The sequence below is a fragment of the Bacillus pumilus genome, from assembly GCF_900186955.1.
Taxonomy (GTDB): domain Bacteria; phylum Bacillota; class Bacilli; order Bacillales; family Bacillaceae; genus Bacillus; species Bacillus pumilus.
This window is the reverse complement of record NZ_LT906438.1, coordinates 931497-946365: the sequence shown is the minus strand read 5'-3', so window position 1 is coordinate 946365 and position 14869 is coordinate 931497. Positions and strand designations below refer to the sequence as shown.

Below are 14869 nucleotides of genomic sequence, written 5' to 3'. Positions count from 1 at the left end.
GAGGTGATATATTTTTTACTTTATGCAGTCAGGTGCGCAAGGTGCGGTTCCAAACAAAAAAGCCGCATATGACATACGGCTTTTGTCGTAGCTATTTTGATTCAGGGAAGACACGTCTGACCGTTTCAGTAAATTCATCGAAAAATCCTGAGATGGGCTCTCCGCTTCTAATACGTTTTCCGTACCCTTCCATACGATCGACAAAGTCTGGATTTGCAGATACATATACATTGTCGATTTGTTGATCCGTTGATTTGACTTTATCAGAAATTTTCTTTTTCAAATCTTCTGTTACATTACCGCTTTTATCGCCTTCAAGCATAACGGCAACAAATGCATTCTTTCCTGTAACAAGTACGTTCGCTGTTTTTACTTCAGACATGTTGGCTACTAGCTCTGACGCTTTATCTGCCACTTTGACCTTCTGAGGTGTTTGAACATCTGGCTGATCCTGCCTCATGTTGTCATTCTTATATGTGACATTTTCATACTGTCGTTTCATTGTTCCTCTTCGCTCATCGCCCTGGTTGTTCATACCACATCCAGTGGTGATCAATGCTGGAACGAGTAGTAAAGATAGCATCCATTTCTTATTCATCATTTATTCCCTCCTTTTGCTCTTAGGTTTTTCATCCAGTCGGCTTTTTATGCATACATCCTCTCTTTCAACGAAATGAATTCATAATTCAGCTTTGTTTGGTCATCCTAAACATGATGAAGAAGAATCATCACGATCAAATGGAGGGATTCGTTTGTTTAAAAAAAGAAAAGGCATGAGCACTGGCGCAATGATCGCAGCATCTACAGCCATCATTGCATTATTTTCCCCAGTTTTACGAAGAAGACTGAAAAGCATGACGCAAATGAATATGTCTTCAATGATGAAGGGAAAAGATCAACAGCACCATGAATCGTCTCGACAAGAGTCACACGCACAGAAAGAATCAAAGGGCACTGCGGAAATCGGACAAATGATGAAGCAGGCATTCACTGCTGTACAGCCAAATCATACGAATCCGCACCAATCGACATCAAGAAACCATCAGCCAAGAGAGTCTTATGCACAGTCTCTTCATATTGATGAAAGTGTCATGAATGTGATGGATGATGAATCAATCCAGCAAGTGATCAATGACATCGAGCACAAATAAGAAAACAGGAGCCTTTATGAATAGAGGCTCCTGTTTATTCTCCTGAAAAATGTTCTTTCATCATCACAGAGAAGAAAGGTAAAAAGGTGATTTCAACTGTTGTGATAAAATCGCCATAAGCTTCCACTATGATTAAAAGCTCTTTTTCGTATTGCTTGTCTTTTTTTATCTCTACATGTTGCACGGTTTTAAAATCATAGATGCCTAAAACAGATCCATCTTTTTTTCGAACAGCTTTTAACGTAAATTCTTGACTTCCAAGGTACATCGTGACAACGAAACGCTCGTCTTGATTCTCAAATCGAAATGTCAGGCTTTGATATTCAATAGGCATCCCTTTCTCGAACCTTTCATCAGGCTCCGTTTCAAAAAAAGAAAGCCAGTCCGTTTCATCTGGGAAGCGTTTTCCTCGCATATGTTTCGATCCCCTTATAAGTGAAATTTTTATTAATTATCCTTTTTCCCCTTTTCTTTTGCAACAAATTTTAGTAATTTTAAAAAGGTGATTTAATTTTGCTAAGAGACCTCTTTATTAATTTAACAATTCTTGTCACTTTTCATTATCTATTTCTGCTTGTGTTTAAAGAGAATTTTCTTAAGAAAGAAGATACCCTGCTCAGACAACTATTCAAAGGCATTCTTTCTGGGTTACTCGGTGTCCTCTTAATGTTCTTCTCTATCAAAGCAGGACCAGCCATCATCGATTTAAGACATATCCCCCTTATTTTAACGGCCTTTTATGGAGGCATCGCCCAAACCATCATTGCAGCCTGTGTTGTAATCATTGGTCGATTATTAATCGAAGCCAACGTCGCTTCTTTCATCAATATTTTTTCCATGATGATCATCGCAACAGCTTCTTTTTTAATTGCTGAGCGCCATATGAATCAAGTTATGAAAATGCTTTTGTCCATTACGTTAGGTAATGTCATTGCCACAAGCCTGTTTATCATGATCGTGCATGAGACATCATTTGAACTGCATTTTGCTTATTGGATGTTCTCATATGTTGCAGGACTGTTTAACTTTTACGTCATTGAGCATCAAACAAAAGCATATCAGCTGTTAAATTTGTATAAATTCCAAGCTCATTATGACTTTTTAACAGGTGTTTTAAATAAGCGGAAGTTCGATGAGGTCTTAAATGATGCTTTTTCGATGAAATTTAAGCAGCCTATCCATCAAATATCCCTTATTTACTTAGACATCGATTACTTCAAATCCATCAATGACCAATATGGACATCATGAGGGAGATATGGTTTTAAAAGAAATCGGAAAAAGGCTGATGAAAAACACAAGAAGCTCAGATTATATTGGCCGAATTGGCGGTGAGGAATTTGCCGTCCTTCTACCCAATTGTACAGTTGAAAAAACATGGCAGATTGCAGAACGCTTACGAAGAAAAATAGCAGATCAGCCGATTTATTTACAAAATGGCATGTCCATTCATATTACAGTATCACTTGGGTGTGCGTATTTCCCCGGGACAAGTCCAAATATCAAGCAATTACCGATTATAGCTGACCAAGAGCTCTATAAAGCGAAGCAGTCTGGCCGAAATCAAGTGAGCTTCTCAGGGAGAAAAAGAGGCCAATGAACATAGGCTTTTTCCTCAATTTGTTAGCGCTAATTATTTTTAAAAAAGTTTTTGGATAACAGTTGTTTTTTCCCGCAAACACTGGTAAAGTAAAGGTAATTATTTTTGTTCGTATCATCTTTAAGAAGAAAGTTTTGAAAGAGTTTTCGTCTTTGAAGTTTGTGTAAGAGCAAGAATAGTGAATTTAAGCGTTAAGATCGCTTTAGGAGGAAATTTCATGTTAGAAGGTAAAGTAAAATGGTTCAACTCTGAAAAAGGTTTCGGATTCATCGAAGTAGAAGGTCAAGACGATGTATTCGTTCACTTCTCTGCTATCCAAGGCGAAGGCTTCAAAACTTTAGAAGAAGGTCAAGCAGTTTCTTTCGAAATCGTTGAAGGTAACCGTGGACCACAAGCTGCTAACGTTAACAAAGCGTAATTTAAGAGCATCTGCTCTTTAGCACTTTATAGAGTGAAGGAAAACCGCCCGGCTTCTGCCGGCGGTTTTTTTGTGCTATAAAAAAAGAGAACCTGACGAGAGGTTCTCTTTTTTATTTGTCGTTCTGCTTTAGCTTCTGCAAAGCAGAACGATACATATCATCATTCATTTTAGTTTCTGGCTCTTCTTCTTTGACAGGTGGTTCTGGCTGCTTAAACTTTTGAAGCGCCTGTCTATAGAAATCATCACCAGACACTCGTTCATCCGTTTGAGAAGGCGTTGACGCTTCCTCTTCTACTTCAGGCTCTACAGGTCTCGCCGCAACTTCTGACTCGCTACGGGGCACGTCAGGCTGATTGGGCACATCTTCATTGATCTCTTTCTTCTCGACCGAAGCGTGTCTGACATTGAATGCTACTAATCCGATAATGACTAGAACAGCAGCTACTAACGCTACAATAATCGTCGCCAAAAGAACCCTCTCCTTATCGCTTAAATGACGCAGTGACTGATGCTACACGTCTTCCTAATGCTTTCCCGAGTTCAATGCCTTCTGTCGAAATCACTTCATCAGAATCAATCGGACATGTCACACCTGCTCCATAGTAAGAGCCGTATAAAGCATTTTCTGGCACATTTCCAGGAAGACCAACGACAAGCATCCCTTGGTGGAACATTGGTGTAATCAAATTATGCATCGTCATTTCTAAACCGCCGTGCGTTGTAGCAGTTGTACAGAAAACGGCACCGACTTTATCGATTAGTTTTCCCTCTGCCCATAGGTAGCCAAGACGGTCAATCCATGTCTTTAATCCAGCACTAATGGTCCCAAAGTGACCAGGGCAGCCCCAAATGATCGCATCCATTTGATCCAGCTTGCGAATATCCGCATCTTTCACGTGATCAACGAATACTTCAGCCTGCTCTGTTTCACCTGCGCCTGCTGCAATTGCTTCTGCCAGTGCTTTTGTATGGTTACCTTCACTATCGTATACGACATAAATTTTCATGTACGGTCCCTCCACACTTATCTTGCATCTTGGTTTGCTTCCTTAGGTGCTGGAAGCAGTGTTATTTCTTGTTTTTTATGCTGCTGATCTTTTCGCTTTTTATCCTTACGTACATCACGCAGGAACAAGCTAAGAATGACACCAGCGGCACAGAATAACGTTACCCACATGTAAGCATCATTGATACCCATTACGTTTGAATCAACCTGTGCTTTCGTAAAGAGCTGGGTGGATACATATTTTTGAGCAGCTTCAGCTGTCATGCCCATATGATGCATCACATTCGACACAGCCGCCTGGAATGAATTCATAAAGAATGGGTCCGCTGTATTTGTTTGATCCGCCATATTGGAATAATGGAATGTTGTCCGATTCGTATAAATCGTTGTGATCAAACTCGTACCGATCGAACCGCTTATTTGTCTTAATGTATTAGACATCGCTGTACCATGGCTGTTTAAGTGCTGTGGTAATTGGTTCATCCCAGCTGTCATCACCGGCATCATAAGGAGTGACATACCGAATGCACGCACTGCATACATGAGTACAATGTGACTATATGATGTATCAATGGTCAGCCTTGTAAACTCGAATGTGGTGACAACGGTAATGAGCATCCCCACAATCGCAAGCGGACGAGGTCCAAATTTATCAAACAAAATCCCTGAAATCGGGGACATAATCAGCATCGCAAGTGCCCCCGGAAGCATTAATAGCCCGGATTGCAATGCCGTAAATCCAACGAGGTTCTGCAAATAAATCGGAAGTAAGAACATCCCAGTGTATAAGGCAACTGTAATAATAATATTAATAACACTTGATAATGAGAAAATGCTGTATTTAAACACACGGAAATCAAGCATCGGATTATCAACTTTCAGCTGTTGGAAAATAAAGAGAATGATCGCAATCGCACCAACAATAATCGTCGATAAGACGATCGGATCTGTCCAGCCATCACTTCCGGCTTCACTCACTCCGTATAGAAGCGAAGCAAAACCAACGATGGAAAGAATCGCACCAAGGCCGTCCAGCTTGATCTTTTTAGGCTCTACAATATTTCTAAACATAAAGAAAGCCGCGATAATGACAATTGCTCCGATTGGAACAAGTCCATAAAACATAATACGCCAAGAATAATTTTCAATAATGTAACCAGATAATGTTGGTCCTACCGCTGGAGCAAACATCATTGCAAGACCGAAAATCCCCATTCCTTTCCCTCTGTTTTCAGGAGGGAAAATAAAAAGGATTGTTGTCATCACAAGCGGCTGCAGAATACCGCCGCCGATTGCCTGAATCAAACGACCGATAAGCATCGTTGAAAAGTTCGGCGCAATCCCGCAAATAAAGGTCCCTAGTGTAAACGAGATCATGGCAACTAAGAATAAGCTGCGCTGTCCAAAGCGTGTGATTAAAAACGCAGATAACGGAATCAGCACACCGTTGACAAGCATATAACCTGTTGTAAGCCACTGAATCGTCGTTGCACTCACATTAAATTCAGTCATTAAATGGGGCATGGCTACGTTCAGAAGTGTTTGGTTCAAAATCGCTACGAACAAGCCGGCCATTAAAATGATCAGTAAAGACAAGGAGCCTGCTCCCTGTTTTGTTGCTGCAGGTTGATTTGCCATCTCAGACAACCTCCTTTCATTTTTTGATATCAATCATCATTAAGATGAAATTTTGACAGAAGCATTCATACCAGGAAGTACTTTGTCTGATGGATTTTTAATTGAAATTTTCACTGCTACTTTTTGTGTGACTTTTGTATAGTTACCACTTGAATTTGTTGCTGGCAGCATGCTGAATGTTGAGTTTGTCGCATAACCAATTTGTTCAACTGTTCCTTCAAATGTTGTATCAGGATCACCATCTACGACGATGTCAACTTTGTCGCCTTTTTCAATGTTTTTAATATCTGTTTCTTTGATATTCGCTGTGATGTAAAGCTTGCTTAAATCAATCGTTTCACCAAGAACTGTACCAGGCTGCACTTGTTGATTGTTTTGTACTTCTTTTTTGACTAATGTGCCATCAGCCACTGATTTAATGTTTGTTTTTGTTTCTCCTTCAACTTTTGCAACTGTGCTGTCTTTTTGCACTTCGTCACCTTCATTGATATCCCAGCCTTTGATTTGTCCAGCTGCTGGTGCTGTGATTTGATACATGTCACCTGTCACTTTCGCCTCGTCAGTTTTGACAAAATTTGTGCTTTCGTAGTAGTAATAAGCACCTCCGGCAATAATGGCAAGAATTACAATAAGGCCAATAATGTTCGTTAGCAATAAACGCCCTCTGTTCATGTTTTGTTTCTCCTTTCATGTATAAAAATATAGTGTCATCTGCTTTAGCAAACTTAGAATGCCCATCATCTGACAGAATATGAAGCAAGCTCATAAAACTGTTATATCTCCTTCATCTTCCCCGCATGAATAATGGTGTGCAGCCCATTTATACTTATTGTTCACTCATGAGCAAAGAGTAGAAAAAGAAGAAAAGACGATCGGCATCTTTTTTGAAAAACTTATATTTAACAAGATTAAATATTAATAAATGAAAATTGAAATGTCAAAGAGAAAGTTTTACTTTTTTTCTGGTGATCCCTTCCTTCTCCATACAAAAAACCCTTCAGCCCTTATGCTGAAAGGTTTTTTCAAATGTGCTATTTACGAAAGAACTTCTTCCTGCTGAAAAAATTTTTTTAGGGCGAGAAAAACATCTGATTTTTGCTTCAAAATATAATGCTTAAATTTCTCATCCTGTATATGCTTATATGCTGACATTAATGTAGAATGCCGGTTGTATTGATTCACTTCACCATAACAGAATAAATTGGCTTTTTTCATAATTTCAGAAACAAGCTTTACGCACCGTGCATTGTCTGAGGTCAAATTGTCTCCATCAGAAAAATGAAAAGGATAAATATTATATCGCGATGGCGGATAACGTTCGTCTATGAGCTCTAGTGCTTTTCGATAGACAGAGGAGCAAATCGTCCCCCCGCTCTCGCCGCGCGAGAAGAAATGCTCTTCATCTACAACCTTCGCCTCTGTATGATGGGCAATAAATTCAATATCGACCGTCTCATACTTTGTCCGTAAGAAACGTGTCATCCAAAAGAAAAAACTTCTCGCCATATATTTTTCCCAAAGTCCCATACTTCCGCTCGTATCCATCATTGCCAAAACGACGGCTTTCGACTCTGGTTTGGTCACTTCATTCCACGTCTTATATTTGATATCCTCTGGGTAGATTGGATAAAAGGAAGGACTGCCTGTCATTGCATTTCGTTTAAATGCTGACAGCATCGTTCGTTTTTTATGAATATTCCCTGTTAACCCGGTTTTGCGAATATCGTTAAACTCAATTTGCTCGACAATGATGTCGTCAAGCTCCTTTTGTTTAAGGTTTGGCAGCTCTAATTCCCGAAACAGCGCTTCCTCAAGATCCATTAATGAGACCTCAGCTTCGTAATAATCCTCTCCAGCCTGATCTCCTGCGCTCTGTCCCTTTCCTTGCCCTTGCTTACTGTCTGATCCATCACGTGCGACAATATCGCCTACCTCGCTGTCTCCATCGCCTTGACCCACATGCTTATTTTTATCGTAGTTGTACCGAATTTTATATTCATCTAACGAACGAATCGGAATTTTGACAACATCTTTTCCGTTAGACATGATAATGCTTTCTTCTGTGACAAGATCCGGCAAATTGTTTTTAATCGCTTCTTTGACCTTTTTCTGATGACGCTGCTGGTCGTCATAGCCTTTTCGATGGAGGGACCAGTCTTCCTGAGATACAATAAACTGACTTTTTTCTTGCCGGGACATCCATCCCCCTCCTCACCTGTTTGCACAATTCTTCTAACCACCGATTCCTTTATCTTATGCTGCTCGTCACCCAAGTTGACGATCATTTCTAAAAAAGACATTACCGGTGCAGGTGCGCCAATAATGCCTCCTTCATTTATTAACGATTGAGAAGACTGCCTACATATTTTAAAAGTTCATTTGCACTTGTTGAATTATAGCCATGTTCATCAATTAATCTAGCCACTACTTCATTCACTTTCTTCAGCTGCTGTTCATCCGGCGTCTTCGTTGACGTCGTGATTTTCACCACATCTTTTAAATCAGCAAACAGCTTCTTCTGAATCGCCTCACGCAATCTCTCATGAGAATTATAATCAAAGCGTTTGCCCTTTCTCGCATAAGCCGAAATACGAATCAGAATTTCTTCTCTAAATGCCTTTTTCGCATTTTCAGAAATTCCGATCTGCTCTTCAATTGAACGCATAAGCTTTTCATCAGGATTCATTTCTTCACCGGTTAACGGATCACGCAGCTTGTTTTTGTTGCAATACGCCTCGACATTATCTAAGTAATTATCCATCAGTGTTTTCGCAGACTCTTCATAGGAATACACAAATGCCTTTTGTACTTCCTTCTTGGCAATATCGTCGTACTCTTTTCGCGCAACAGAAATAAAATTCAAATAGCGCTCCCGGTCCTCGCTTGAGATAGACGGATGCTGATCGAGTCCTTCTTTTAACGAACGAAGAACATCCAGCGCATTGATCGACTCCATATTCTTCCGGATAATAGTGGAGGAAATGCGGTTAATCACATATCGCGGATCAATTCCGCTCATCCCTTCATCATGAAATTCCTTTTTCATCTCATCAATATCAGCAGATTGGAAGCCTTCGACACTTTCTCCGTCATACAGACGCATTTTTTTCACCAAATCAATATCAGAACGCTTCGGCTCTTTGAGTCTTGTCAAAATGGAGAACATCGCTGCTACTTTCAGCGTATGCGGGGCAATATGCACATCAGAAACATCACTTTCTGAAATCATTTTATGATAAATGCGTTCCTCCTCTGTCACCTTCAAGTTATAAGGAATCGGCATCACAATAATTCTTGAATGCAAGGCCTCGTTCTTTTTATTTGAAATAAACGACCGGTACTCGGTTTCATTCGTATGAGCAACGATCAATTCATCTGCACTAATCAAGGCAAAACGGCCTGCTTTAAAATTTCCTTCCTGCGTTAATGACAGAAGATGCCATAGAAACTTCTCATCACACTTTAACATCTCCTGAAACTCCATCATCCCTCGGTTTGCTTTATTGAGTTCTCCATCAAAGCGGTAGGCCCTTGGATCTGACTCTGATCCAAATTCAGCAATGGTTGAAAAATCGATGCTTCCTGTTAAATCAGCAATGTCCTGAGATTTCGGATCAGACGGACTAAAGGTACCAATACCGGTCCGTTTATCCTCTGAGAAGAAGATCCGTTCAACCCTTACATCCTCAATTCGTCCGCCATATTCCTCTTCCAGCCTCATCATATTCAGAGGGGACAAATTCCCCTGCACACGAATGCCATATTCTCTATAAAAATCCTCCCGCAGATTTTGCGGAATAAGATGAAGCGGATCTTCATGCATCGGGCAGCCTTTGATCGCATAGACTGCGCCATGATCTGTCAGTGAATATTCCTCTAGTCCTCTTTTCAGCCTAGTAACAAGCGTAGATTTCCCCCCGCTCACTGGTCCCATCAATAACAAAATACGCTTCCTCACATCGAGGCGCTTGGCAGCAGGGTGAAAATATTCCTCCACTAATCTTTCCAATGATTCCTCTAATCCAAAAAGCTCCTGATCAAAAAATTTGTACGTTCTGACCCCATTCTCCTCTTCAATCCCGCTGTCTTTAATCATATGATAAACGCGAGAATGAGCAGATTGAGCGACAAGTGGATTTTCCTTTATAATGTCTAAATACTCGCCAAATGTGCCTTCCCATTTAAGACGCTGCTCTTCTTCTCTGTGCTGTTCAATTTTCTTTAAAATATCCATATGAACCTCCTCTTTCAAGATTGAAGCAAGTAATCAGATACTGTTTTACAATCTATGCGGAGGCGTCCTATTACATGCTTTCGTTCTTCAAAATGACGAATTGGCAAACTGAATTGACAACCATCCGCAAGACCCTTCATAATAAAGGAAAAACAGGAGAAAAATGATCTTCTTCTCCTGCTTTTCAAGGCGAACTTCACATCATATGAAACAGGCAGCGATAGAAACAAAGGGATAAGGGGGAGCTTATATGAGAACGGTCATTATGATGGGCGTCATCATTACGTTTTTAGTATCCATTTTCACAGCTGGCTACGAAGGCAAGCCTGGTAAATGAAAAAAAGGATGTTCCATGAACGGAACATCCTTTTTTCATTTAGTTCGTTGTTTTTAGCACCTGCTTATTCACTGTGTTTCGATTTTTTCAATATGTCAAAAAATAGACTGAACAAATCATATTTTGTTCCTTATCTCATATAAAAAAAGCCGAGATTGGTATCCCAGCTTTCTTCTTGACCTTATATCAGATCTCGATATTGCTGCTGTCGAAGTGCCTCATACACAAGAATTGCTGCCGTATTCGATAGATTCAGAGAACGAACATGTTCTGTCATCGGTAAACGAAGGCAGCGGTCCATATTCCGCTCGATCAAATCTTTCGGCAATCCACTTGTCTCTCTGCCAAAAACGAAGAAGTAATCTTCATCTAACTGAGAGTAATCAAATGTCGTATGCGGCTTTTGGCCAAATTTTGTGATATAGAAGAATTGTCCCTTCGGATGAGCCTCAAACAATTCATCAAGCGAGTCATGATAGACGACATTGGCATATTTCCAATAATCGAGTCCTGCACGCTTCAGCATTTTATCATCTGTCGAAAAACCAAGCGGACGAATCAGATGAAGGGTTGTATTTGTTGCTGCACATGTACGCGCAATATTTCCAGTATTAGCTGGAATCTCTGGTTGATATAAAACGACATGAAGTCCCAAAAAAGTTCACCTCTAATTTTCTTTTCCGCTCAACATTATACCATTAACTATCCTTCGCGGCATCGTCCAAAATGTGAAAAAACGTATAACGAATAGCTGGTGTATAGGCGGTCGAATCCTCATACGACCAATAACGCATTCGGCTGTCATATGTCTGAGCATTCACAAGAGGCATTCCGCCTTTATCGTGATCGACGACAATGGTTGTATGATTATACCTACCATCTCCCTCAAAATCGTAGCAAATGACATCACCAATTTGAAGCTCCTGCGCTTCCTTGAGTTTCTTTGCTCTTAAACCCGCTTTCGAATTCGCTAAATAATTTTTCATCGAATGAGCCACCGTCCAGCTATAGCTCCACGTATGCGGCCGCACCCACCAGCCAGATCCGCGGTTCGGATACCCTCTCGTTGGCGCATTCCCTGCCTTCAAGCATTGTGAAATAAAATTTGTGCAGTTATCATCGAAGTTTTTATAGGCGGGATTTCGTTTATTCCAGTACGTCTCCGCATATTGTACGGCTGCCCGCCGGTCATAGTGAAAGGCTCTCCCAAACTGTTCTTCGGTCTGAAAGCGCTCATCCACCTGCTCTTCCATTTGCCGCTTTTCTAGCATTATCCGATCTTTCACAAGCATGTCGTTGTAAAGGAACGCTTCTCTTTTTTCTACTTGTTCCTCTAAATAAAAAGAATCGTCTACATCCTTGCATACATAAGTGAGATGAGCAAGATACTGCACATGCTGAGCCCCATCATCCTGAATCGTTGAATCTAGGAGTGTTGCTTTCGCCTTCGCCTTGACAATCTCCACCTGTCTTCTAGCAAAAAGCTCTTTTTTCCGTTCGACTGCTTCCACATCAGACATGAGCTGCGGCTGTTTGATTGCACTTCCATTTAATAAATAACCAAGCCTGTCTTCTAATGTTTGCTCTAATAATTGTTTCACACAGACACCACCAAACTTTTTTTAAAATCTCTGTTTGGTTCATTCTATGTTCACAGAGATGTTATTTAGTATTTAAAGGTGTCTGTAAAAACTCAATCCCTTTGACAATTTCTTGTCTCGCTTCCTCATCACTTTCCCGCTCAAGGGCTTTTTCCAGCTCTGGGAGTAGCTGCTCGTCGCCAATTTTCCCAATTGCCCAAGCAGCCGTGCCTCGAATAACAGGCCTTGGATCCTTGTGCATCAAATCAATCAACACGGGTAAGGCAGATGTATCTTTAAAGTGAGCAAGTGCCAAAATCGCATTTCGCTGAATTGGCTTTTTCCCCCGCCATGAACCTGAAACATGACCGTATTTTTCCTTAAACTCACGATTACTGATCGTAAGAAGCGGCTTTAAGAGCGGCTTCGCAATTTCAGGGTCCGGCTCCATTTCAGGATGCAGGTGAAAGTCCTTCCCTTTATTGATCGGGCAGACAATTTGGCACGTATCACACCCATATAAACGATTTCCTATTTTCGAACGAAACTCGTCAGGCAAAAATCCTTTCGTTTGCGTTAAAAAGGAAATACATCGCTGGGAATTCAGCTGTCCTGGATTTACAAGTGCACCAGTTGGACACGAATCAACACATTTATTACACGTTCCGCACTGGTCTTCAATTTTTTCATCCGGTTCAAATGGGACATTTGTGATCATTTCAGCCAAATACACGTAAGACCCAAACTCTGGCGTGATAATCATACAGTTCTTCGCACTAAAACCTATGCCAGCACGTTCCGCTACTGCACGATCGGACAGCTCCCCTGTATCCACCATTGATTTTGTTCGTATATCGACATGTTTGCTTCGCAAGAATTCCTCGAGCATATCGAGCTTTTTTTTCAGCACAACATGATAGTCTGTTCCCCAAGAAGCACGGCAAAAGATCCCTCTTCTTGCATCCTTTGTACTTCGAGGAGCATCTTTCATTTTGGAAGGATACGCGAGCGCTATCGCAACAATTGATTTGGCCTTCGGAAGCAGCAAAGAAGGGTTTGTTCGTTTTTCGATATCAGGCTCTTCAAAGCCTGACAAATACCCTAACGATTCATGTAAGATGAGGCGGTCTTTTAATGAATCAAATGTATCAGCACTTGCAAATCGGATTTTATCGACACCAATTTCTTTCGCATATTGAATCAATTCTTCTTTTAATTCTCCAACATGAATCACCTTGCAAACCTCCTTTCTTTGTTTCTTCTGTTGTTTTCAGTATAATACGAGTGTATCATGACCGATTGGAGTGAGTCACTGTGAAGATACATATGGAAATTTCTCATCCTGACAACCCGTCTATCCATGTTGGACAGATTGAATATTCGCATATTGAAGTTGGCACATCCCCTCAAATGTTAAAAGGCCGGCTACGCCTGTTTCAAGAATCTTTATTCTTTGAATACGAAGATAAAGTCTTAGAAGAAGTACCAGCCATCAAAGAATGGACGGACCTTTTAAAAGACGTTCCTTTCCTGCCAATTCTTGCTGATATCCAAAAGGAACAATTTATAGACTCGACCAATTCCGTACAGGATTTGTCGATCTTTTTCTCTTTAAAATATTTCTTGCCTATCCTGACATTCGATGCTGATCGCATAGAAGAGCCGCTTTCACTAGCAAAACATGAGAGTGGTTACATTGAATGGCAGGACAACGCAGGACTTAAGGGATTATTTTCTCAACCAAGTAAAGCACACATTTCTCAAGACACAAAAAACATTCTGCAAATCATTCTGTTTCCGCCATCTATTTCCCGGGAAAAGAGTGAAGCTCTCATCCAATCCTTGACGAAGATGTTTGTACAAATACATGGTGGAGAAAGTAAATATGAATTTATTGAAAAAGCACTGTAGCTTGACAGTGCTTTTTCACATTATACTGACATAATAAAAAACGCAACACTTCGTTTATCTAAGAAACGAAATACTGCGTTATTAACAAAAATTATGTATTGGAGCGGGTGATGAGAATCGAACTCACGACATCAGCTTGGAAGGCTGAGGTTTTACCACTAAACTACACCCGCATCAATTTTTCAAAAGCAACGTCATCGCGTTGACCTTTATTATGTTACAACTTCCTAAACAATTCGTCAAGAGAATATGAAGATTTTTCGTCAAAAAACTTCATATTCTCCGTATATATTACGATAGTTATTTATCGAGCTGGATGTAAAATAAGTAGGCATGTGACTTATTCTTCAGCGCTTGCTTAGGATTTTTCTCAATCTCTTCAAGCATTGGTGAATTTCCGTCTTTCCCCATTGCCGCTGTATACGCAATCAGTGCCTTTCCTCCAGAAGAGACTTTGACAGTTTCAGATTGTGCAGAAAAAACATAGTCACTTACTTTGAACGGAAAGCTTGCTGTTGCTTTCGTCATTCCCTCGTTCTTGTTGTCTGACCACATACTAAATTGTGATTCATATGTATCTTTCTCATGCCTTAATTGTAAGAGCACATTCATCGTTTGGTCGGTTCCATCCTGATGTAAAGTAAAGGTGGCAGATGACGCTTCCTTATTAGCTAATCGGCCATTTTTATAATGACTCCCGATAAACGTAATACTCTTATCCTTCTTCGTTAATCCTTTTATTGTCAAAGCGACCATTTCATTAGTGGTTGATGCTTCTAGTAAGTTTTTTTCTTTTTTTGTCAGTTTCATTTGTTCGATGGTTACTTGCTTCTTAGTAGCAGACTCCGTGTTTATTGTCGATACCGTCTTCTCGGTTTGCGTGGTTTCTTCAGCCTTCTCACCGCATCCTGCTAATAGAAAAACAGTGAATATAAGAACACTCCATTTTTTTAACATTGAGATCCCCTTTGATGTTTTTTATTTTCTATTAT

General features: G+C 40.4%; 16 protein-coding genes and 1 tRNA gene. 4 read left to right on the top strand and 13 right to left on the bottom strand.

Annotation, left to right across the window (positions count from 1 at the left end; translation table 11 throughout):
• Window positions 1-91 precede the first annotated feature (91 nt).
• Window positions 92-601, bottom strand: coding sequence for a YhcN/YlaJ family sporulation lipoprotein (locus CKW02_RS04695; protein ID WP_003211812.1), 510 nt, complete (start codon window positions 599-601; stop codon window positions 92-94).
• Window positions 602-752: 151 nt separating this feature from the next.
• On the opposite strand from CKW02_RS04695, the gene CKW02_RS04690 reads away from it, so the two are divergent.
• Window positions 753-1151 carry a hypothetical protein gene (locus CKW02_RS04690; protein WP_034620025.1) on the top strand — a complete coding sequence of 133 codons (399 nt, stop codon included), beginning with the start codon at window positions 753-755 and terminating at the stop codon, window positions 1149-1151.
• A gap of 34 nt (window positions 1152-1185) precedes the next feature.
• Here the strand turns inward: CKW02_RS04690 and CKW02_RS04685 are convergent, their stop codons facing one another.
• A complete protein-coding gene (locus tag CKW02_RS04685; protein WP_003211455.1) occupies window positions 1186-1566 on the bottom strand; it encodes a hypothetical protein in 381 nt (126 codons plus the stop codon).
• 98 nt (window positions 1567-1664) lie between these two features.
• Here CKW02_RS04685 and CKW02_RS04680 point away from each other — a divergent pair, with 98 nt between their 5' ends.
• Window positions 1665-2750: a GGDEF domain-containing protein gene (locus tag CKW02_RS04680; protein WP_003211754.1), complete on the top strand. Its 1086-nt coding sequence runs from the start codon at window positions 1665-1667 to the stop codon at window positions 2748-2750.
• A 217-nt stretch (window positions 2751-2967) separates the two neighbouring features.
• The gene (gene cspB / locus CKW02_RS04670; RefSeq protein ID WP_003212277.1) at window positions 2968-3168 is read left to right on the top strand and encodes a cold shock-like protein CspB; all 201 of its coding nucleotides are present in this window, start codon (window positions 2968-2970) and stop codon (window positions 3166-3168) included.
• A gap of 112 nt (window positions 3169-3280) precedes the next feature.
• Here cspB and CKW02_RS04665 read toward each other — a convergent pair whose 3' ends face one another.
• The 9 genes from CKW02_RS04665 to queG form a co-directional block, all read right to left on the bottom strand.
• A complete protein-coding gene (locus CKW02_RS04665) occupies window positions 3281-3640 on the bottom strand; it encodes a hypothetical protein (RefSeq protein WP_003211027.1) in 360 nt (119 codons plus the stop codon).
• A gap of 13 nt (window positions 3641-3653) precedes the next feature.
• Window positions 3654-4178 carry a flavodoxin family protein gene (locus tag CKW02_RS04660; RefSeq protein ID WP_003210946.1) on the bottom strand — a complete coding sequence of 175 codons (525 nt, stop codon included), beginning with the start codon at window positions 4176-4178 and terminating at the stop codon, window positions 3654-3656.
• Window positions 4179-4195: 17 nt separating this feature from the next.
• Window positions 4196-5815, bottom strand: coding sequence for a DHA2 family efflux MFS transporter permease subunit (locus CKW02_RS04655; RefSeq protein WP_003211187.1), 1620 nt, complete (start codon window positions 5813-5815; stop codon window positions 4196-4198).
• Window positions 5816-5854: 39 nt separating this feature from the next.
• Window positions 5855-6487 (bottom strand): biotin/lipoyl-containing protein, encoded by a 633-nt coding sequence (locus tag CKW02_RS04650; protein ID WP_003211200.1) that lies wholly within the window; start codon window positions 6485-6487, stop codon window positions 5855-5857.
• A 363-nt stretch (window positions 6488-6850) separates the two neighbouring features.
• The gene (yhbH, locus tag CKW02_RS04645) at window positions 6851-8014 is read right to left on the bottom strand and encodes a sporulation protein YhbH (protein WP_003211440.1); all 1164 of its coding nucleotides are present in this window, start codon (window positions 8012-8014) and stop codon (window positions 6851-6853) included.
• 139 nt (window positions 8015-8153) lie between these two features.
• Window positions 8154-10049, bottom strand: a complete 1896-nt coding sequence (locus CKW02_RS04640; protein WP_003211752.1) for a PrkA family serine protein kinase — start codon at window positions 10047-10049, stop codon at window positions 8154-8156.
• 518 nt (window positions 10050-10567) lie between these two features.
• Window positions 10568-11041 (bottom strand): tRNA (uridine(34)/cytosine(34)/5-carboxymethylaminomethyluridine(34)-2'-O)-methyltransferase TrmL, encoded by a 474-nt coding sequence (gene trmL, locus CKW02_RS04635; RefSeq protein ID WP_003211950.1) that lies wholly within the window; start codon window positions 11039-11041, stop codon window positions 10568-10570.
• Between the two features lie 43 nt (window positions 11042-11084).
• Window positions 11085-11987, bottom strand: a complete 903-nt coding sequence (locus CKW02_RS04630; protein WP_003212210.1) for an amidase domain-containing protein — start codon at window positions 11985-11987, stop codon at window positions 11085-11087.
• 61 nt (window positions 11988-12048) lie between these two features.
• A complete protein-coding gene (queG, locus tag CKW02_RS04625; protein WP_034620065.1) occupies window positions 12049-13197 on the bottom strand; it encodes a tRNA epoxyqueuosine(34) reductase QueG in 1149 nt (382 codons plus the stop codon).
• An 83-nt stretch (window positions 13198-13280) separates the two neighbouring features.
• Here queG and CKW02_RS04620 point away from each other — a divergent pair, with 83 nt between their 5' ends.
• Window positions 13281-13877, top strand: coding sequence for a hypothetical protein (locus CKW02_RS04620; protein WP_223251302.1), 597 nt, complete (start codon window positions 13281-13283; stop codon window positions 13875-13877).
• A 99-nt stretch (window positions 13878-13976) separates the two neighbouring features.
• Here the strand turns inward: CKW02_RS04620 and CKW02_RS04615 are convergent.
• Window positions 13977-14050 (bottom strand) — tRNA-Gly (locus CKW02_RS04615).
• Window positions 14051-14177: 127 nt separating this feature from the next.
• Window positions 14178-14834 (bottom strand): putative periplasmic lipoprotein, encoded by a 657-nt coding sequence (locus tag CKW02_RS04610; RefSeq protein WP_003211065.1) that lies wholly within the window; start codon window positions 14832-14834, stop codon window positions 14178-14180.
• Window positions 14835-14869 lie beyond the last annotated feature (35 nt).